Raw genomic sequence first — 18,788 nt, forward strand, 5'->3', positions numbered from 1 at the left:
GTTCTCACGCACTGCTGTCCTGATGGAATCTCTCGTAGTTGGCGATGGCCTTCTCCACCGCGTTGGCCCACTTCTCGACGTGCTCGATGAGCAGCGCATAGCTGTTGTCGAACGCGCCGTAGGCGAAGTGGATGTTGTTGCCGAAGGCGGAGGCCGCCTCCCACTGGCCGGCCTCCTGCGGCCCCACGTTGCCCAGGTAGGACACCTCGTTGACGGTGCCGGGCCCGGTCCAGGTGGCGCTCATGTTCGGCATCGTTTCGCCGCGCAGCGCGCCGAGGCTCTCGCGCAGCGCCGAGATGACGCTCTTGACCTCCTGGTGATCGATGAAGGGGCCGCCGCCGTCGTCCTCGCCGAGCCCGGGGAAGCCGCTGGGCAGCTCCAACTCCGGCGGCGGGCTGCCGCTTTCCGGGGGCCTGCTCATGCTTTGCCTTTCGAATCACCGCGGAGGTAGGGAATCGTGGTCGCCTCGTCGCTCATGAAGTAGTCCTCGTCCTCGAGAAGCCACGTGGTCCGGGTCGATTCCTGTCCCTCCTGCTGGCCGCCTCGGCCTGCCGGCGGGATCAACGGAATCATCGGGGACCTGTTGCCCGTGCCGCGCATGGCGGCGGCCGCGTTCGCGGCGCTCGCCATTCCGTTGCCCGGGCCTGTGCCGCCGCCGCCGCCGTACGGGCTGCCGATGCCGCTGGTGCTCGGCGTGCTCGGCGTGTTCGGCGTGCCCGGCGTGTTCGCGGCGGACGTGGTGGGCAGGGACGTCGACGGGTCGGGCAGGCCCGCCAGGGAGGTCCGCGGGGCATTCACGTCAGTGCCGGGGGCGTCGGGGGTGTTCGCCGAGGGGGTGTTGAGGTTCGGGCCGTCGGGCATCCCTGCGCCGTTCAGGTCCGTGCCGGGGTCGGGGACCGCGCCCGTGCCGGCGTCCGTGCCGGGGCCGCCGGGGAACCTGCTGCTCGGGTCGGTGTTGCCGAGGCCGGGGATCTGGTGGAGGCCTGGATCCCGCAGGCCGTCCTGGTCCGGATGGCCCAGACCGTTCAGATCGGTGTTCGGGGAGGTGAAGGACTGGTTGAGGCCGGCCGGCGCCGTGCCGTCGAACCCGCCGCCGCCGTTGAACGGGATCTTGGGGATCTTGGGCGCGAGCGGATCGAACTGCGGGATGTCGGTCTGCAGCTGAGCCGGGAAGGCCCGGTTGTTCTGCTCGGTCGCCTCGGTGAGCAGCCGGATGTGCTCCTTTGCTGCCTTCCTGTCCTGCTCCTCCTTGGAATCGCCGACGAGGTTGGCGAAGGGGCCGTCGGTGAACAGGGCGGTGACGCCTCCGGCCAGCGTGCCGACGACGGCGCCGATCACCATTCCCGGCGGGCCGCCTATGAGTCCGCCTCCGATGGTGCCGGCCACGCCGCCCTGGAATGCGCCCTCGAGGAAGTTGACGTCCTTGTCCGCGGACTCCGGCACGTTCTTGCCGCTGAACGCCGACAACGTGTGGGCCTGCAGGAGGAGCGCGGGGGCGACGCCGGACGGGTTGGCGAGGCACTGGTTCGCGTCGGGGTCGAGGGTCTGCTCGCTGATCGTGGTGGACACGTCCGCGGCCGACTCGCGCAGCCTGCGGAGCCCGGCCTTCACCGTCCTGGCGTCCTCGCCGACGGTCCAGTGCTGGTCCAGCTCCCTCAGATGGCGGTCGATCACTCCCACCAGGTTGTCGAGGCGCCGCTTGGCGGTGAGAAGCTCAGAGGCCGCGTTGCGCAACAGTTCGGGCTTGTTGTTGGCCAGATCCTCCCGGAGCATCTCGAGGTTCGCGTCCTCGACCTCCTCGGTGTTGATCGGCGCCCTGATCGCATGCGTTTCCTGAGCCATCAGACCCGCACCTGACCGGATCGGTCCCCGCTGTCCACTTCGACGCCGTCGTAGTTGCGCAACGCCTGGTCGAACAGCTCGAGGAGGGTCTGCAACTGCAGGACGATGCTGTTGTACGACGTGGTCACGGCCCTGATGCCGTTGCTCGCGCTCTCGTGGAAGTTCATGGCCGCCGGCCAGGTGAAGCCGATGGCCGAGAAGTCGGCGGACAACTCGGCCGCCACGCCCTCCGGCCTGAGCACAGGTGTGGCGGTGCCGCCCTTCTCCCTGTCAGGGCTCAGAAGCGCGAGCGCCTCCGCCAGGTCGTTCCTGGCGGTCTGGATCGCTCGCCTGCTGAGGTCCACTCCACGATCGGTGCCCATGCTCCCCCTTCGCTGTCAGGGCTCCGGCGGTCTCGCCTCGCGTGTTCCTACCTGCCGTCGAAGATCTGCGAGTTGATCCTCTCTACCTGCTGCATGTTCATGTTCGTGATGTTGATGTTCTGCTTCAACAGGCTGACGAACTGCGACATGTCGTTGGCCTCGCGGTTCCAGAGCTGTCGTTCCTGATCGAAGACGGTCTTGGTCTGGCCCTGCCAGATCGCGCTCTGGGCCAGCAGCTTCTGCTCCAGCTGCTCCAAAGTGTCGATCATCCCGTTGAGCGCGGTGGCGAAGGCTTCCTCGCCCTTGTCCAGACCGGCGTAGTTGACCTTTGTGATGTCGAAGATGTCTTCCGCGGGCATCGCGGCCTCCTGTGCTGCTAGATGCGGGAGTTGAACTGGCCGCTGATCATCGCGGCGATCTGGTTCATCGCCTCAGTCCGCTCTCTGTTGAACTCCGTGTAGTTCGTGTTGCTCGTGGTGATGGCCTGCGCCAGGCGCTGCAGGCTTTCGAGGACCTTGTCCATCCGCTCGTGCCACTTCCTGTGCACGGCGTCGAAGGCATACTCCGACTGGCCGACCCAGTTGTGCTTGAGCTCCACGCCGGCGGTGTCGAGGTTCCGCTGGATCGTGCGCAGGCGTGTGGCCGCGTCCTCAATGGCGATGACGGCGGCCTTGAGATCGGCTTCACTTACTTGAGTCTGCGGTTCGGCCCCCATAGGGTCTCCCTCCCTTGCTGGTTGGCTGACTCAGGCCGACGGCGACATGTCGGCCTGATTGGTCACATTAGTGAACAACTGTCGCTAGCGTCGCATGTGATCCAGTTAATTTTCCATATCCTCGGGGTGGCTCGTGGGTGTATCGCCCAGAACAGTGCCTCTGATTCGGGTGCGTCCGTAATGCCGTTGGCGTAGCGTATGTGGCGTACGTGACAAGGGGGGCGCGTGTCCAACTCATCCTCGTCCAGCGGCAGTCCCTTCGCCGGCGCCTACGGCAATCTGGGCGCCGGCAACCTCGGCGCCAATCTCGACCCGCGGTCCATCGACCCGAAGTTCACGATGCGCCACTCCAGGGTCAGGACGCTGGGCACCAACGTGGGCGGCTACGGCCAGGACCTGACGGAGATGAGCGACAAGACCAGGGCCATCGACATCCACACCATGGCCTTCGGCACGATCGGCGGCGGCCTGAACGTGGTGCACCGCTCGGTGCGGGACGGCGCGGCCGACGCGCTGAAGCAGGCCAAGGACGTGCTGGACTCCTGGAAGAAGGCGCTCAACACGGCCGCCGACAACACCGAGGCGGCCGAAGAGGCCGGCAAGGGGGGCAAGAAGCCGCCAGGCCCGGGGGGTCCTGGCGGCGGCGGGCCGGGCAAGATACCGGGCGGCGGGCTGGGCAAGATGCCGAAGATCGGCGGCATGGGAGATCCCGGCGGCGTCGATCCGAGCAAGCTGGGCGACCCTTCGATTGACCGGCCGTCCATCCCCAAGCCCGACACGGGGCACATCAAGCAGCCGGACCTCGACACGCCGGACCTCGACACGCCGGACCCCGGCGACATCGAGCGGCCGGACCTGAACACCCCGAACCCGGGCGACATCCAGCAGCCCAACCTCAACAGCCCTGACCTCAACAATCCGGACCTGAACAATCCCGGCGTCAACACCCCGGACCTCAGCGGCGTGGAGAAGCCCGACACCGACCTGGCGGCGGTGAATCCCAACCTGCCGACCGGCACCACCCCGCGGATCTCCGTGCCGGACACCTCGGCGTTCGACCCGCGTGCCTCCATGGCCCGTCCCGCGGTCGGCTATCCGGAGGGCCCCCTGGGACCCGGCGGGCCGTCGGCGGGCGGTGGCGTGGCGCCGGGCAGCATCGCCCGCGCGCTGAACACCGGCATACCGCCGATCTACCCTCCCGGCGCCATGGGCGGGGCGAGCCCCGGCAACGGGGACAACGACCGCGAGCGCGGCCCGCATCTCGCCGAGGAAGAGGGCGTCTGGGGGATGGACGAGGACGTCGCGCCGGCGGTGCTCGGCAAGGAAGAGATATAGGGGCAGGCAGATGGCGGGTTACGAGACGGATTTCGATGGCTTCGTCACCGCGTTGGGGCTCGCCACCGCGGCGGCCGTGGTCATGCCGTACGCCTGGCCGATCGTCGGGCTCATGGGGCTGATGGTCGCGGACCCGTTCGCGCAGGACCAGGCGGCCGACCAGTGGCTCAACCCCCACTCCGTCAACATCTCACCCGCCTCGGCGTCACCGCTCTTCGCCGGTGGCGGGCAGCAGGAGTGGCGCCCGCCGATGGCGGCGCCCGCCGCCAGTGACATCGCCGCCCTGCGCGGCGAGTTGCAGCGGCTGACCAAGGAGATCGGCGAGGCCGGGGATTGGGAGGGCCGGGCCTACCAGTCGTTCAAGGACAAGGTCGACGTCCTTGATGGCCACCTCGCCACGCTCGACGAGAACAGGACCGGTTGCGGGAACACCCTCAGGTGCACGGCGCAGGGCTACCACGTGCTGATGTCCGTGTGCATCATCGTCGGGGCCTTCCTGGAGGCGCTGGCGGTGTTCGTCCTGGCGTGCCGGATGTCGGTGGCGGGCGCACTGCAGGGCGAGGCGGCGGCGATGCGCGCGGTGGTGGGGCTGCACAATTCGGTGTCCACGGTCTTCAAGAACCACTGGAAGCTCATCATGAAGGCCACCGGCATCCTGGGGATCGCAGGCATCGCCTACAACCAGTTCGCCAAGGACCTGCCGGGGCTGCAGGCCGTGTCGGCGAGCAAGCCGAACCTGATGGAGGCGAGCGCGATCTACGATGCCGCCTCGCTGGACATGGTCGACTCCCCGGAGAGCAAGTTCGACACCGGCCAGTTCGAGCAGCCGTCGCTCATGCCTGGCTGGTAGCCGGCCACGGGGGCAGGCGAGTGCACGCTGGGTAGAAGCACGGCATCGGGCGGGCACGACCGGCGATGGAGCGGGTGCCCGAACACAGGCAGGGGGTCCGATGTCGTCTTCAGGGAAACCGGTGTGGGAGGCGATCTACGGTCTCTCACGCTTCGCGGCGCTGGCGGCGGTGGCCGAGCTCGGCTGCGCCGATCATCTCGCGGACGGCCCTCGCAGGGTGGACGAACTGGCCGACCTGTGCGGGGCGGACGCGCCGTCGTTGCATCGTGCCTTGCGTGAGGTGGCGAGCATGGGAATCGTGCGCTCCACTGACGACGGCTACGAGCTCACCGAACACGGAATGACCTTGCGCTCCGGAGCGCCCGGGTCGTTGCGTCCCGCCGTGCGGGCGATCGCCCAGGAGGGGCTCTGGTACGCGATAGGCGCCCTGACCCGGACGGTGCGGACCGGCAGGAGCGCGTTCGCCGAGCGGTACGGGAGCTTTTATGCGTACCTCGACCGCGACCCGGCGCTCAGGACGCTCTTCGACGAGTACATGATCGCGCGTACGCGGCCGTACCTCGGGACGATAGCCGCGAGTTATGACTTCTCCAGATTCCACACACTTGTTGATGTCGGCGGCGGGCGAGGGCATCTGCTGGCCGCGGTGCTGGCCGGGCATCCGCGGCTCAAGGGCGTGCTCTTCGACCTCGACCATGTCGTTCCGGGCGCCGCACGTGCCCTGGGCGAGCGCGGCGTGGCGGACCGATGCCGGCTCGTGGCGGGAGACTTCTTCGACAGTGTCCCGCCAGGTGCCGATGCGTACCTGCTGGCCAGCGTCCTGCACAACTGGTCGGACCAGGAGGCCGTACGGATCCTCCGCAACGTCCGGTCGGCGATGAGCCCGGGCGGGACGCTGTTCGTGCTCGAAATGGTGCTGCCGGACGACGACAGCCCGCATCCTGGCAAGGACATGGACATCAGGATGCTCGCGGTGTTCGACGGCGGGATGGAGCGCACGCGCCAGGAGTACACCACGTTGCTGCGGGCGGCCGGCTTCCGGCTCGCCGAGGTCATCCCCCTGCCCGGGAGCTTCGCTCTCGTCGTGGCCGACGGCGACCCCGGCGGCTGAGACGGGCCTACCTGCCGGCCACCGTCACCGGCACCATGGCGGCCGCCAGGTCGAGCGTCGGGCCCTGCGGGATCGACTGCATGATGCTCGCCGGCACCGGAGCGATGTCGGCGGCGTCGTAGCCGAGCTTGGTGAGCACATCCGCCGACGGCACTGGAAAGCGCACGCCCTGGTCGGTGATCAGTGACAGCGCGCCGGCCACCGCGTTGAGCTGACCCTCGCCGGGCAGCACGCCGGCCACCACGGCGCTTCCCGGCGGGAGCAGGACCTGGTCGAAGCGGTTCTGGACGCTCGAGTTCGCCGGCGTCGGAATGGTGATCCTGCTGCCGACGGTCACCTTCGCCGCGACGGAGCCCGCCGCCGTGTTGGCGTACACCGAGCAGAGCGGTGCCGAGCCCGGCACGTTGATCACGTTCGGCATGGCCGGCGGCAGGCTGGTGTCCATGACGTTCTGGCGCGACGGTGCCGCGTTGGCCGACGCGGCGTCGATCTGGATGGGCTGCACCGGGCGGTTGCCGTAGGCCTTCTTGCTGGCCGGATCCTCCAGCAGCAACCTGGCCTGGACGGCGGTGATGGGCGCCAAGCCGTCGTCGAGCAGGACGTACCAGCGCGCCGCGGTGCCCGGCAGGGCCGGCACCGTGAACACCTGCCCGACCACCGCTGTGGCCTGGCCTCCGGCGCGTAGCTTCTTCCCCCGGTTCGCCACGTCGGGGCCCTTGAAGTCGCGGCCGACCGGCAGCGCGGTCAGCCAGGCGGTGGGCACCTTCCTGGGCTGCGCGTTGAGCGCGCGCACGCCCGGCTCGCCGACGCGCATGCGCCGGTCGCCCCAGATGACCCAGTTCTGCTGTCCGTCGGAGACCACCATGGCACTCGTGCCCACGGGCTTCCCGCCGACGTCGGTCCCCCCGACCAGCGTCGTGTACGGCCTGCGCCCGGTCAGGTTGTCGGGCACGTCCACGACGCACACCGACCACGGGGCCTTGACCAGCTTCTCCCTGACCGGCAGCGAGTCGGGTGCGCCGGGAATGCCGATGAGCGGCCCACGGCTGAGCCCCGCCAGGGAGGCGGCGGTCACGCTCCGCGTCGTGATCTCCCCGGCGTCCAGCACCAACCGCGCGGACACGTAGTTCGCGACCGGCAACAGCCGCTGCTGCTGCTGGCTGTAGACGAACGTGGCCCCGGTCTCCTCCTCGACCAGCAGTTGGCCCGGGTCGGTCAGCTTGGTGGCGTTGCCGGGCTTGACCAGCCCCCAGATCCCGAACACCGCCATGACCAGGACTCCGACCAGGATCCCGCCGAACGTTGCCACGTTCTGCCGCCGCATCGGGGACTCGGGCACGTCCGGCTCCGCCTGCAGGAGCGCCATCCCGAGCCGCTGCTGCATCAGGCGGTGGGCCTGATAGAGGTCTTTCTTGGTCTGCACAGTCCCTCCCGCCCCTCCCGCGCGTCACAGCCCGCGCATCAGCATAAAGGCCCTTGTTTCCCGAACGTCCCTAAAGCACCATATCCACCTGTGGCCTCGTGACTGCCGGAGTCACGAGGCCGACGTCCGGCTTCTCAGCCGCAGTGTTCGAAGGGGCTGTCGTACGTGACGGAGCCGATGGCGCCGCCCCACTTGACGCAGGTGCGGACGGCCTTGGCCCGGATCGGACCCGCGTAGAACTGGAAGCTGCCCGCGCCCGTCTTCCTCGGCTGGCCCTTGACCTCCAGGTACGCCCGCATGGCCGCCTTTCCTGCGACGTTGTTACGCAGCGTGACGACGCAGTTCTCGCCGCTGGCCGCCGAGTAGAGCAGGACCACCCGCCCCACCGTGCCGAGGGCGGCCGAGTCGATCTGCTTGAAACCGGAACCGCAGACCTGCGTGGCCGAGTACGGGTTCTTCGTGCCGCCGGTGGCCGGGGGCGGCGTGGTGGGCTGGCTGCCGCCGCAGTTCTTCGAGGTCAGCGTCTGGTTCGGGTAGCGGAACCTGACGCCGTTGAACGTGGCCGCGACGATCGTCCCCGCGGACGTGCGCTGCTCGTAGTGGAGGTGAGCCAGCATCTTGTACTTCTTGGACGTCTTGCCCACGGTGCCGATCTTCTGCCCCTGCCGCACTGTCGCGCCCTTGCTGACCAGCAGGTCGTTCAGGTGGGCGTACAAGGTGACGGAGCCATCGGAATGCCGGATCTTGATCACTTTGCCGAAGCCGTCCGTGGTCCGGAACTCCGACATCACGACCGTGCCCGCGGCCGCCGCCACGACAGTCCTGCCCAGGTCCCTGTCGCCGTCGCCGGCGCTCCCGTTGAAGTCGATCTCGTAACCGGCGGTGTGCGCTGAGCTCTTGTTGCTGCCCACCCAGGTCTCTCCGCAGGGGAACGGGAGCTGGAACGTGGGTCCTGCCGATACCGCGGAGGCGCTCGCCGCGTTGACGCCGCCGAGGGAAAGCACGGCCATGCCGCAGAGGCCGGCTAATAGGGTCTTGATCCGCATGGCGGAACATTGTCAGCCGGATCATCGGCCCGTCCAGATCTTCGCGGACTATTCAGAAACCGTACATTCACCCCGCGCCCCACCAGGGCTATTCGCCGTCCGGGAGAGCCGCTTGGATCGGAGTGATGGTGCCGGTCGTCACGAGGATCCCGCGCCCGGGCGGACCTCCGGTCGCCCCACGGGGCAGGCGAATGGTGAAGATGTCACCGTCGTTCTGGCCCTGGACCGACAGCAGCACACCCGTACGGGATTTCCGGGTCTCCGCCGCGAACCCGCGGTAGGCGACGGCCAGATCCCCTGTCGTGCCCGCGATCAGCAGCGCGTGATCGCCGTCTCTCCCCGACTTGAGCACCTCCTCCAGCGCCATCCCCAGCGGACCGTCCGCGTTGATCAGCTCGGCGTCGTCGACCAGCACGACATAGTGGTGCAGATCCGCGACGAGCTCGGCCAGGTTCGTGGCGTTGCCGTCCAGCACGGCCCGCGCTCCGGCCAGCTCTCGTAGCGGGCTGCGTCTCGGCGCGACGGCGATGACGGGCGTCCCTCGTGCGATCAGCGAATGAGCGGCCGCCAGCAGGGTCGACGAGCGGCCCGAGCGCGCCGGGCCCGCGATCACGGCCCCGGGTCCGTGAGCCAGCAGGTCGAGCCCGAGCGGCGCGAGCGCGTCGCCGCCCGCACCCACCAGCGCCCACAGCGGCGACGGAGGACTGAAGGACGGGTCCAGCGCGAGCGCCTGGCTCGCGGTGATGCGCATCGGAAGGGCGTCGACGCGCAGCGGCGGCTCCCCGTGCCAATGCCAGCCACTCCGGCCGGCCGCATGGGCGGGCCAGGGCTGGGCCCGCCCAGCCGGGGGAGCGCACGGGGCGGTGGCGGCGGCCCGGGCCAGTGCCTGGAGGGTCGCCACCTGCGCGGGGCCGGCGGGATCGGGGGAGAGCAGCGCGATGTGGTGCTCCACGATGCCGTGATCGCCCATGGACAGAGCGCGGCCCGCAGGCATGGAGGACGGCAGGCCCTTGAGCGGGAATCCTGCCAGACCGTAGTCGGAGGAGTCGGCGAGGCGCAGGAGCAGGCGGTCGTCGAACACCGTGGACACCTGGCCCAGCAGCCCCGACCGGTCGCTGGTGATCACCGCCCTGAATCCCACCGCCGGTCCTTCACGCAGCAACTGGAGCAGCGACTCGATCAGGCGGCCGTAGTCGTAACCCTCGAACGCGGCCACGAAGCCTTCCCAACGGTCGAGCATGAACACCAGCCAGGGAATCCGGTGGCCCGCCTGCCGGTATTCGGCCAGCGAGGCGTGCCCGGCCTCGGCCAGTAACTGCTGGCGGCGCCCGATCTCGACGCGGAGCCGGGTGAGCAGGCGTTCGACCCGGTCGAGCTGGTCACGGGTCACCACCGCCCCGCAGTGCGGCATCGCCACCAGCGGCAACAGCGCGCCCGAGCCACAGTCGACCGCATGGAGATGTACGTCGCCGGGAGAGGCATGGGCCGCGATCGACCCCGCGATCGTCCGCAACGCCGTCGACCTGCCGCTGCGCGCGGCGCCCGCGATGAGCAGGTGTCCTCCGTGGGCCAGGTCCAGAGCGAGAGGCCGCCGATCCTGCGCCCACGGACGGTCCGTCAGCCCGAAAGGCAGTGGCGCCACCTCGGCGAATGCGCCAGCTCCGGCGGGTTCCGGCGACAGGCCCACACCCGGCTCCGATGGCGGGAGGGCCCCGAATCCCGCAGGCGGGGCAGCCTTCGGAAACGTGCCCAACGGCGCTTTCACGCGGGCCTGGAGGGGATTGCCGCGGAAGGGAAGCCCGGACGCGCTGAGGGGAACGGCTTCCACCGCGCTCGGCGTCTCGGGACCTGCGCCGTCAGACGTCGCGGGATCGGACGCTTCGGGGGTGAGCGTGGGCGAGACAGGTGCGCTCGAGTCGGGGAGGTCCAGGACGAAATGGGTGGGGAGGGGGTCCAGCCAGGGGCTCGGCTGGGTGGGGACGCCGGCCAGCCGGGCGGCCTCGATGAGGGCGTCGGCGACCAGCGTGAGGTCCGTGACCGCCGATTCCTCCTCCGGCTCCGGCGGAGGTGGGAGGGATTTGCCGAGGGAACGCCAGGTTACGTCGAGCACCCGGACGGTCGCCGCATGGTCGGCTCCGCTCGGCGACGTGGCCGGTCTCGCCGGGCTGCGGCCTCCGACTCTGGCCGTTTGCACCGCGGTGGCCGCGCCCACCCCCGAACGCACGTAACAGCGGCCCGGTGTGGACTTCGAGATGTGGGCCGCGTCAGGCAGGTCGATGACGTCCGACGACTCGGCGGGCTCGGTCACGCGAAGTGCGATCCGCAGGGACGTGTTGGCCTGGATGTCGGCCGTCACCACGCCCGCCGGGCGCTGGGTGGCCAGGATCAGGTGGATGCCCAGTGAGCGGCCTCTGCGGGCGATGTCCACGAGGCCGGCGACGAAGTCGGGCAACTCGGCCACCAGAGCGGCGAACTCGTCGATGATCAGCACCAGCCGCGGCAGCGGGACGTCGCCCGCGTAGTCGTCGATGTCCTTGGCCCCGGCCTTCAGCAGCAGTCGCTCCCTGCGCCGGATCTCCGCCGCCAGCGAGTCGAGCGCCCGTTGCGTCAGGTGGCCGTCGAGGTCGCTGACCATGCCGACCGTGTGCGGCAGGCGTACGCACTCCTTGAACGCGGCCCCGCCCTTGTAGTCGATCAACACGAACGTCAGCTGGTCCGGCCGGTTGGCCACCGCCAGCGTGCAGATCAGCGTCTGCAGCAGCTCCGACTTGCCCGCGCCCGTGGTGCCGGCGATCAGGCCGTGCGGCCCGTCGAGCTTGAGGTCCACCGAGAACGGTCCCTCGGGGCCGACGCCGATCAGCGCGCGGGTGGTGCCATGGTCGCGCCACCGGGAGGCCAGCTCCTTGCCCGACGGGTCGGGCATGCCCATCAGGTCGAGCAGGCGGACCGCCCCGGGCAGGTTGCCCGCAGGGTCGTCCCTGCTCACGTCGCGGATCGGAGCCAGTGACCTGGCCAAGCGGTCGCACCAGGCGCCCGACACGAAATCGCCCAGCACCGGGCCGATGACGTCGAGGCCGCCGCCCCGCAGGTGCACGAGGCCGTCGCCGCCGCACGCGGCCACTGTCTGACACTCCTCCGGCAGCAGGCGCTGGTCGTCGTCGATGGCGAGCGTGTACACCCCGGCGCGGGGTCCCTGGCGCAGCACCTGCGGCATGTTGGGCAGGCCGCGCAGCACCTGGGCGCCGTCGAGGATCACCAGCACGTCGTAAGGGCGCACGTCGTAGGAGGAGAACGTGGGCTTCTCGGATCCGCCGAGGTCGTCCCAGCCGCTCGGGACCTTGCCGAGCTCGGGGATCTTGGTGTTCTGGCGCTCGTCGATGAGGGCGGCGAGCTCGGAGACGCGGCGCGCGGCCGACTCGGGGTCGGTGCCGACCAGCGCCACGCACTCCTCGCCGGCACGTGGCGCACAGTGCGGCAGCCAGCGCATCCAGCCCCAGCGGTGCTCGGCGTCGGCGTGCGCCGACACCACCACGATGGCCAGGTCGCGGGGGCTGTGGAGGGTCGCGGCCTGGGCGATCAGCCAGCTCGCCAGGGCGGCCGCGGCGCCTCGCGGACCGGTGACCCCCGCCACTCCCAGCCGCCGCATCGGCAGTGCCACGGGCACGGAACGGCAGATCGGTGGATCGATGGGTCCGCCCTGCTCCTCTGACAGCTGCAGATCGGCGGGCAGGTCGGCGAGACCGACCCGCAGCCGGAGCGCGTCGGAGTCGTGGATCCTGCGCTCCCACAGCCGCCTGCGCGGCCCCGTGGCTGTGAGCAGCACCTGGGCCGGGTCTGGAGCGTCGGCTCTACGGGCGGCCTCGTCGGCGACCCTGGCCTGCTCGACCACCTCGTCGAATTTCTGGAGCCGTTCCTTGTATTCCTTGATCGCCTTCTTGTGCTGTTTCTTGCCGTGGCGGCGGTCGCTCCACCATTGGCCGATCATGATGATCGGCGTCATGAAGGCGATGAGCAGGTAGTACCACTGCCCCAGGGCGATCGCCAGCGTCAGCCCCAGCGCGGCGGGCAGGAGCGCGGCCAGCAACTGCAGGCGCAGCCCTTCGTTCCTGCTCGGCTCCTTCGGCTTCACGAACGTGCGCTCCGGCTCGGGGCGGCGCAGCCTGGGCGGGCGGTTGTACGCCACGCCGCCCTCGCTCCTGGGCGTCAGGTGCGCGTCCTTGGCCTCGATCGACGTCAGGACGAAGACCGAGGAACCACAGGTCAGCACCGCCTGGTCGATCCATTGGACGGGCTCGGTGAGCGGCCGGCCGTCGAGCTCGGGCACCTCGCCGTAGCCGGCCGCGAGCTCGGCCGCCTCCCGCTCGGCGACCCGTGCCGTCAGCTCGGCGACCTCCTCGGCCCATCGGCCCTTGAGTTTGAGCTTGGGCGCGTCGCCCGGCTGCTGCCACGTGCGCTCCACGGTGATCGCATCCGGCGTCACGCGTACGGTCACCGCCTCCGGGGCGAGCGCCGGATCGGCGGCGGCGATCGCGCACATCGGATCGGAGCCGATGATGTACGTCCCCAGCCCCAGCCGGTGCACCGCCCCTGCCGCGGGCCCGCCCACCACCCGCACCTCGGCCACCCCGCCCGGCTCTTCGACCACCGTGGCCCGGGCCAGGCGAGGGTCGAGCGTGATCTTGTCGCCGTCCCGCAGCACGGAGGTGGCCGGGGCGCGCGGGTCGAGCGGGCGGCCGTCACGCCATATGACCGGCTCCTGCCCGCCCGGCATAGCCGGCTCCTGACCGCCCGGCGTGACAGCAGCCTGCCCGCCTGGCATGGCCGCCTCGTGCCGGCCGGGCCTGCCGGCGCGGTCAGGCCGGCGCGGGCGGGGCACGTGCAGCCCGGCGTCGTCGGGCGCAGGCCCGCGTCCGGCGGACATGCCGTAGGGCGCTCTGGCTCTGGGCAGCCGGACGACCGTCGCGAGCGGCCCGGCGTCGCTGAGCGCCGCACTCACCCTGGCCACTGTGGTGTGGTCGTCGCCGTCGATCACGACGTCACGGTCGCCCTGCCCGCCGAGCACGGTGAGCATGATCCGCATGGTGCCGTCTCCTCGCTCGACTTCGGCCGCCAAGGTAGCGCCCGAAGCGGGGCGAGACCGGCCGGTTGACATCAATGGCATGACCGACCGGCCATTCGTCGGTATGAATCCGTAAAAGCAGTTGATCCTGTGCCTGATGTGACGCCAGTGGTAATCGCGCGGAACTAGCCGGAAAAATCCCCATCCGTCAACTCGATAGAAACAATAAGCATCGGTTATTTCCCGTTGACATACCGTCACCTGCGAAACGAGCATTGGTCCTCGCATTTCGCCCCCGCCGTTCGGACCAGCCCCACATAATGGCGTGGATTCCACAATTCACATTGGGAGCCCCCCACCCATGAGGACCAGTGAAAAGCCTGCCGTCAACGCGGCGGCGGGGTTGTCCGGCCCGGCCTCGCGCAAGCTCCCCGTGCCACCCCGCGAACGCAAGCCGGCCCTGGCCGCGCTCGCCGTCCTGCTCATCCTCGGCGGCGCGCTGGCCACGACCCTGCTCGTGCTCAACAGCGGCGACCGCGTCTCCGCCATCAGGGTCACCCAGCAGATCGGCGCAGGTCAGAAGTTCCCGCCCGAGGCGCTCGAAGAGGTGAAGATCGCCGAGACGGGCATCGACTACGTCAGCTGGTCGCAGCGCCAGCAGGTCGTCAACAGCTTCGCGGCCGTCACGATCCTCCCCGGCACCCTGCTGACGAACCAGATGGGCGTCCGGGCCAGCACCGAGCTCGGCGAGGGAAAGGCGACGGTCGGATTGGCGCTCAAGCCAGGGCAAATGCCCGCCGGCATCCAACAAGGCGACCGCGTCCAGGTGATATTCGTGCCGAGCCGCTCGAGCCAGGGACAAACACGCGTCCTGGCGTCCAGCGCGCTCGTCTTCGCCTCGGGCGACAAGTCCAGATCTGGAAATTCCGGCCAGATCACGGTGGTCGTGGATTCGGCGGCCGCGGCGGAAATAGCGGCGTTCGCCTCCACCGGTGAGATCGCGGTGGCCGAGCTGCCGGGGGCACGCTGACGTGGGACTGATCGTGCTGGCCGCCGACAAGGGCGCGCCGGGGGTGACGACGGCCGCGACGGCCATGGCCGCGGTCTGGCCGCGGCCGGTGCTGCTGGCCGAGTGCGACCCGGCCGGCGGCGACCTCGCCTACCGTCTGCCCGCCGCCGACGGCGGCGTGCTCAACCCGGGCAAGGGCCTGCTCACGCTGGGCGCGACGGCCCGGCGCGGCCTGGAACCCGCCCAGATACACCAGCACACGCAGAAGATCATCGGTGGGCTGGACGTGCTGGCCGGGCTCACCCACGGCGAGCAGGCCGCGGGTCTCACCTGGTTGTGGGGCCCGCTCGGCAGGTCGCTCGCCGGGATCCCGAACGCCGACGTGATCGCCGACTGCGGCCGCCTAGGAGCGTACCCGCAGCTCGGCGACCTGCTGGCCGAGGCCGAGCAGGTCGTGCTGCTGACCAGAGCGACCCTCGACCACGTCGCCCACCTGCGCGAACGCCTCCAGATCACCAAGGCCCACGGCGTGGTGGTGATCGCCGACCCGCGCGCCTACCGCGCCTCGATCGAGGACGTCCGCAGGATCGTCGGCCCCAGCGTGCAGTTCGTCCACGGCCTCGCGTACGACCCCAAGGGCGCCGAGCTCCTGCGCGGCCAGTGGGGCGGCCGCCTGGACCGCTCGCTCCTCATCCGTACGGCTCGCGACCTGGCGGCGAGGCTGGTGAGCCACCGATGATCGATCACTCGCTGGTCAAGCGGTTCCGCCAGGAGGTCGGCGACCGCCTGGCCCATCAGCGCAGGCTCGACCAGGCCAACGGCCTGCCCGCGATGACGGGGGAGGACGAGCGCCAGTTCGCCAGGGCGCTGATCTCCCAGGTCCTCGAGGAGCACGCGCGCAGCGAGATCGGCCTCGGCCGCACGCCCCCCACGGTGGAGGAGGAGGAGGCGCTCGCGGCCGGCATCCATGCCGCGTTGTTCGGCGTGGGCCGCCTGCAGCCGCTGCTCGACGACCCCGAGGTCGAGAACATCGACATCAACGGCTGCGACAAGGTGTTCGTCAGCTACGCCGACGGCCAGGAGCTCATGCACGACCCGGTCGCCGAGTCCGACGACGAGCTGATCGAGCTGATCCAGATTCTGGCGGCGTACTCGGGCCTGTCGAGCAGGCCGTTCGACACCGCCAACCCACAGCTCGACCTGCGCCTTCCGGACGGCTCCCGGCTGAGCGCGGTCATGGACGTCACGGTGAGGCCGGCGGTGTCGATCCGCCGCGCCCGCCTGGGCAAGGTCTTCATGTCCGATCTAGTCGGCAACGGCACGATAAGTCCGGACGTGGGGAGGTTCTTGAGCGCGGCCGTCGCCGCCCGCAAAAACCTCATGATCGCCGGCTCCACCAACGCCGGCAAGACCACCCTGCTGCGGGCCCTGGCCAACGAGATCCCGCCCAGCGAGCGCCTCATCACCGTCGAGCGCGCCTTGGAGCTCGGCCTCGACCAGTTCCCCGAGCTCCACCCGAACGTCGTCGCCTTCGAGCAGCGCCTGCCCAACTCCGAGGGGCAGGGCGAGATCTCCATGGCCGAGCTGGTCAGGAGGTCGCTCCGGATGAACCCCAGCCGCGTCATCGTCGGCGAGGTCCTCGGCGACGAGATCGTCACCATGCTCAACGCGATGACCCAGGGCAACGACGGCTCCCTGTCGACCATCCACGCCAACTCCAGCATGGAGGTCTTCAACCGCATCGCCACCTACGCCCTGCAGGCCAGCGAGCGCCTGCCCATCGACGCCACCCACATGCTCATCGCGGGCGCCATCGACTTCGTGGTCTTCATCGAGAAGCGCAACGACTACCACCGCGGCGGCACCCTGCGCCGCTACGTCTCCAGCATCCGCGAGGTCAACGGCTGCGACGGGCGCGTGTTGTCGAGCGAGGTGTTCGTCCCGGGACCCGGCGGCGGCGCCGTCCCGCATGCCCCGGTCTCCTGCCTGGACGAGCTCATGGCGCACGGCTACACGCCGGGGGGATGGTGACGGATGCCGCTCACGTTCGACCCGCTCGCCCTGCTGGCCGGCGCCGTGGCCGGCGGCGGCCTGTTCCTGTTCGTCCTTTCCCTGTACGGCCTGCGCCCCCGCCCGCCGCAACCCAAGCGGCACCTGGTCAAGATGTTGACCACGCGCGCCGCGATCGCCGCCGTGGCCGCCACCGTCGTCTTGGTGATCACCCGCTGGCCGGTCATGGCGGTGGGGACGGTGCTGCTGGTGTTCGCCTGGCGCGGCCTGTCGGGCGGCGCGGCCGAGGAACGCGCGGCCATGCGCCGCCTCGAAGGGCTCGCCGCCTGGACCGAGTCGCTGCGTGACACGATCGCCGGCGCGGCCGGGCTCGAACAGGCCATCCCGTCGTCCATCAGGGCCGCCGCGCCCACGCTCAGGCCCCACCTGCGGGCCATGATCGACCGGTTGCACACCAGGATGGCGCTGCCCGAGGCGCTCGCCCTCTTCGCCGACGAGCTCGACGACCCTTCGGCCGACCTGGTGGTGGCCGCGCTCATCCTCAACTCCAAGCTTCGCGGCCCCGGTCTGCGCGACGTGCTCGGCGCGCTGGCCGTCTCGGCCCGCGAGGAGCTCGACATGCGCCGCCGCGTCGAGGCCGAACGCCGCTCGACCAGGCGCAGCGTGCAGATCGTCGTGATCACGGCGCTGCTCTTCGCCGGGATCCTCGTCGTGTTCAACCCCTCCTACGTCGCCGAGTACGAAGGCCTCCTCGGCCAGGCCGTGCTCGTGGTCGTGGCCGGGCTGTTCGGGGCGGGGTTCGCGTGGATGAGACGGCTGGCCAGGTTCGACAAACCGACGCGGCTGCTGACGGGAGGGGGCGGCAATGGTTGAGGGCGCGCTGGCCGGCGCCGTACTGGGGCTCGGCCTGTTCGTGTTCCTGCGGGCGCTGTTCCCGGCCCGCCCCGGGCTGGTGGCGCGGCTGCTGGCGCTGGACGCCGTACGCGAGGACGCCGGCGCCCCGCGTATCCAGCTCGTGCTGCCGGACGAGGAGGTCAGCGCGTTCCGCCGCGGCCTCGGCGCGCGGCTCGCCCGCCTCTACGGCGCCCGCGGCTGGGAGGCGAGATCGGCCAGAGCGGACCTGGCCTTGCTGGGACGGTCGTTCGAGGCGTTCCTCGCCACCAAGGCGCTGCTGGGTGCCAGTGGCCTGCTGGCCTTCCCGCTGCTGCTCGGCTGGCTGGTGCTCATGGAGTGGGGCGCCTCGCTGACCATCCCGTTCTGGACCTCCGTGCTCGTGGCGATCCTGTTCTTCTTCCTGCCCGACCTGCAGGTGAAGAAGGAGGCGGCGGCGAGGAGACGCGACTTCCGCCACGCCGTGAGCGCGTTCCTCGACCTCGTCTCCATGAACCTGGCCGGCGGTCGCGGCGTGCCCGAGGCGCTCATGATGGCCGTCTCGGTCAGCGGCGAGCGGCCCAACTGGGCGATGGGCCGCATCCGCGACGCGCTGAGCGGCGCCAGGATCGTCGGCATCACCCCATGGCAGGCACTCGGCCAGCTCGGCGAGGAGATCAACGTCGACGAGCTGCGTGACCTGTCCGCAGCGCTCGGCCTCGTGGCCGACGACGGCGCCAAGGTACGCGCCTCGCTCACGGCCAGGGCCGCCACCCTGCGCCGCCGCGAGCTGGCGGAGATCGAGGGCCGGGCGGGCGAGCGCTCGCAGTCGATGCTCGTGGCCCAGCTCCTGCTCTGCGCCGGATTCGTGATTTTTCTCAGTTTTCCCGCCGCAATGAAGATGTTGGGGGTCTCATGAACCATCCCTGGATCGTTTACCTCACCGCGTGGCTGAGCCTGCGCATCCACCGCGCCCGCACGGCGCCCACCCGCGGCGCCTCCGCCGTGGAATGGGTGATCATCACCGCCATCATCGCCGGTGTGGCGCTCGGCCTGGCCACGTTGATCAGAAGCCTGGTCGAGCAGCAACAGGAGCAGATCCGGTCGAACTTCGGCGGCGGCGGCGGCGGCGGTGGCGGCGGCTAGGCCCCGCGAC

The 18,788-nt window shown here is 70.2% G+C and carries 17 protein-coding genes; 9 read left to right on the forward strand and 8 right to left on the reverse strand.

The features are described from left to right. Nucleotides 1–4 precede the first annotated feature (4 nt). Genes EDD27_RS50325 through EDD27_RS50345 form a run of 5 tightly spaced genes read right to left on the reverse strand, consistent with a single transcriptional unit; the run spans nt 5 to nt 2,919 of the window. Complete coding sequence (locus EDD27_RS50325) at nt 5–421, reverse strand: hypothetical protein (RefSeq protein ID WP_127939800.1); 417 nt, start codon at nt 419–421, stop codon at nt 5–7. After that, entirely contained in the window at nt 418–1,842 is a 1,425-nt protein-coding gene (locus EDD27_RS50330; RefSeq protein ID WP_127939801.1) for a hypothetical protein, read from the reverse strand. Before EDD27_RS50330 ends, EDD27_RS50325 begins: the two co-directional genes overlap by 4 nt. Beyond that, nucleotides 1,842–2,204 carry a hypothetical protein gene (locus EDD27_RS50335; RefSeq protein WP_127939802.1) on the reverse strand — a complete coding sequence of 121 codons (363 nt, stop codon included), beginning with the start codon at nt 2,202–2,204 and terminating at the stop codon, nt 1,842–1,844. The genes EDD27_RS50330 and EDD27_RS50335 overlap by 1 nt, the downstream gene beginning before the upstream one ends. 47 nt (nt 2,205–2,251) lie before the next feature. Next, on the reverse strand, nt 2,252–2,563 hold the full coding sequence (locus tag EDD27_RS50340; protein WP_127939803.1) for a WXG100 family type VII secretion target: 312 nt from the start codon (nt 2,561–2,563) through the stop codon (nt 2,252–2,254). 17 nt (nt 2,564–2,580) lie between these two features. After that, complete coding sequence (locus EDD27_RS50345; RefSeq protein WP_127939804.1) at nt 2,581–2,919, reverse strand: WXG100 family type VII secretion target; 339 nt, start codon at nt 2,917–2,919, stop codon at nt 2,581–2,583. A 225-nt stretch (nt 2,920–3,144) separates the two neighbouring features. Between EDD27_RS50345 and EDD27_RS55160 the strand changes: the two genes are divergently transcribed. The 3 genes from EDD27_RS55160 to EDD27_RS50365 all read left to right on the forward strand — a co-directional run bounded on the left by EDD27_RS55160 (nt 3,145) and on the right by EDD27_RS50365 (nt 6,215). Beyond that, nucleotides 3,145–4,254: a hypothetical protein gene (locus EDD27_RS55160; protein ID WP_164904151.1), complete on the forward strand. Its 1,110-nt coding sequence runs from the start codon at nt 3,145–3,147 to the stop codon at nt 4,252–4,254. A 10-nt stretch (nt 4,255–4,264) separates the two neighbouring features. Next, nucleotides 4,265–5,104 (forward strand): hypothetical protein, encoded by an 840-nt coding sequence (locus tag EDD27_RS50360; protein ID WP_127939807.1) that lies wholly within the window; start codon nt 4,265–4,267, stop codon nt 5,102–5,104. Nucleotides 5,105–5,204: 100 nt separating this feature from the next. Continuing rightward, on the forward strand, nt 5,205–6,215 hold the full coding sequence (locus EDD27_RS50365; protein ID WP_127939808.1) for a methyltransferase: 1,011 nt from the start codon (nt 5,205–5,207) through the stop codon (nt 6,213–6,215). 7 nt (nt 6,216–6,222) lie between these two features. Here EDD27_RS50365 and eccB read toward each other — a convergent pair whose 3' ends face one another. The 3 genes from eccB to EDD27_RS57510 form a co-directional block, all read right to left on the reverse strand. Then, complete coding sequence (gene eccB / locus EDD27_RS50370; protein WP_127939809.1) at nt 6,223–7,638, reverse strand: type VII secretion protein EccB; 1,416 nt, start codon at nt 7,636–7,638, stop codon at nt 6,223–6,225. Between the two features lie 134 nt (nt 7,639–7,772). Then, nucleotides 7,773–8,684 carry a M23 family metallopeptidase gene (locus tag EDD27_RS50375; RefSeq protein ID WP_206642016.1) on the reverse strand — a complete coding sequence of 304 codons (912 nt, stop codon included), beginning with the start codon at nt 8,682–8,684 and terminating at the stop codon, nt 7,773–7,775. Between the two features lie 88 nt (nt 8,685–8,772). Continuing rightward, nucleotides 8,773–13,764: an FtsK/SpoIIIE domain-containing protein gene (locus tag EDD27_RS57510; RefSeq protein WP_241564672.1), complete on the reverse strand. Its 4,992-nt coding sequence runs from the start codon at nt 13,762–13,764 to the stop codon at nt 8,773–8,775. Nucleotides 13,765–14,104: 340 nt separating this feature from the next. Here EDD27_RS57510 and EDD27_RS50390 point away from each other — a divergent pair, with 340 nt between their 5' ends. From EDD27_RS50390 to EDD27_RS50415, 6 genes are read left to right on the forward strand one after another with little or no spacing between them, the layout of a single operon-like run. Further along, nucleotides 14,105–14,773 (forward strand): hypothetical protein, encoded by a 669-nt coding sequence (locus EDD27_RS50390; protein WP_127939810.1) that lies wholly within the window; start codon nt 14,105–14,107, stop codon nt 14,771–14,773. 1 nt (nt 14,774) lies between these two features. Then, entirely contained in the window at nt 14,775–15,491 is a 717-nt protein-coding gene (locus tag EDD27_RS50395; RefSeq protein WP_127939811.1) for a CpaE/TadZ family protein, read from the forward strand. Continuing rightward, complete coding sequence (locus tag EDD27_RS50400) at nt 15,488–16,783, forward strand: TadA family conjugal transfer-associated ATPase (RefSeq protein WP_127939812.1); 1,296 nt, start codon at nt 15,488–15,490, stop codon at nt 16,781–16,783. The genes EDD27_RS50395 and EDD27_RS50400 overlap by 4 nt, the downstream gene beginning before the upstream one ends. 3 nt (nt 16,784–16,786) lie before the next feature. Next, nucleotides 16,787–17,635, forward strand: a complete 849-nt coding sequence (locus EDD27_RS50405) for a type II secretion system F family protein (protein WP_127939813.1) — start codon at nt 16,787–16,789, stop codon at nt 17,633–17,635. Further along, entirely contained in the window at nt 17,628–18,551 is a 924-nt protein-coding gene (locus tag EDD27_RS50410) for a type II secretion system F family protein (protein WP_127939814.1), read from the forward strand. The genes EDD27_RS50405 and EDD27_RS50410 overlap by 8 nt, the downstream gene beginning before the upstream one ends. Then, the gene (locus EDD27_RS50415) at nt 18,548–18,778 is read left to right on the forward strand and encodes a hypothetical protein (RefSeq protein ID WP_127939815.1); all 231 of its coding nucleotides are present in this window, start codon (nt 18,548–18,550) and stop codon (nt 18,776–18,778) included. Before EDD27_RS50410 ends, EDD27_RS50415 begins: the two co-directional genes overlap by 4 nt. Nucleotides 18,779–18,788 lie beyond the last annotated feature (10 nt).

The organism is Nonomuraea polychroma, from assembly GCF_004011505.1.
Taxonomy (GTDB): Bacteria; Actinomycetota; Actinomycetes; order Streptosporangiales; family Streptosporangiaceae; genus Nonomuraea; species Nonomuraea polychroma.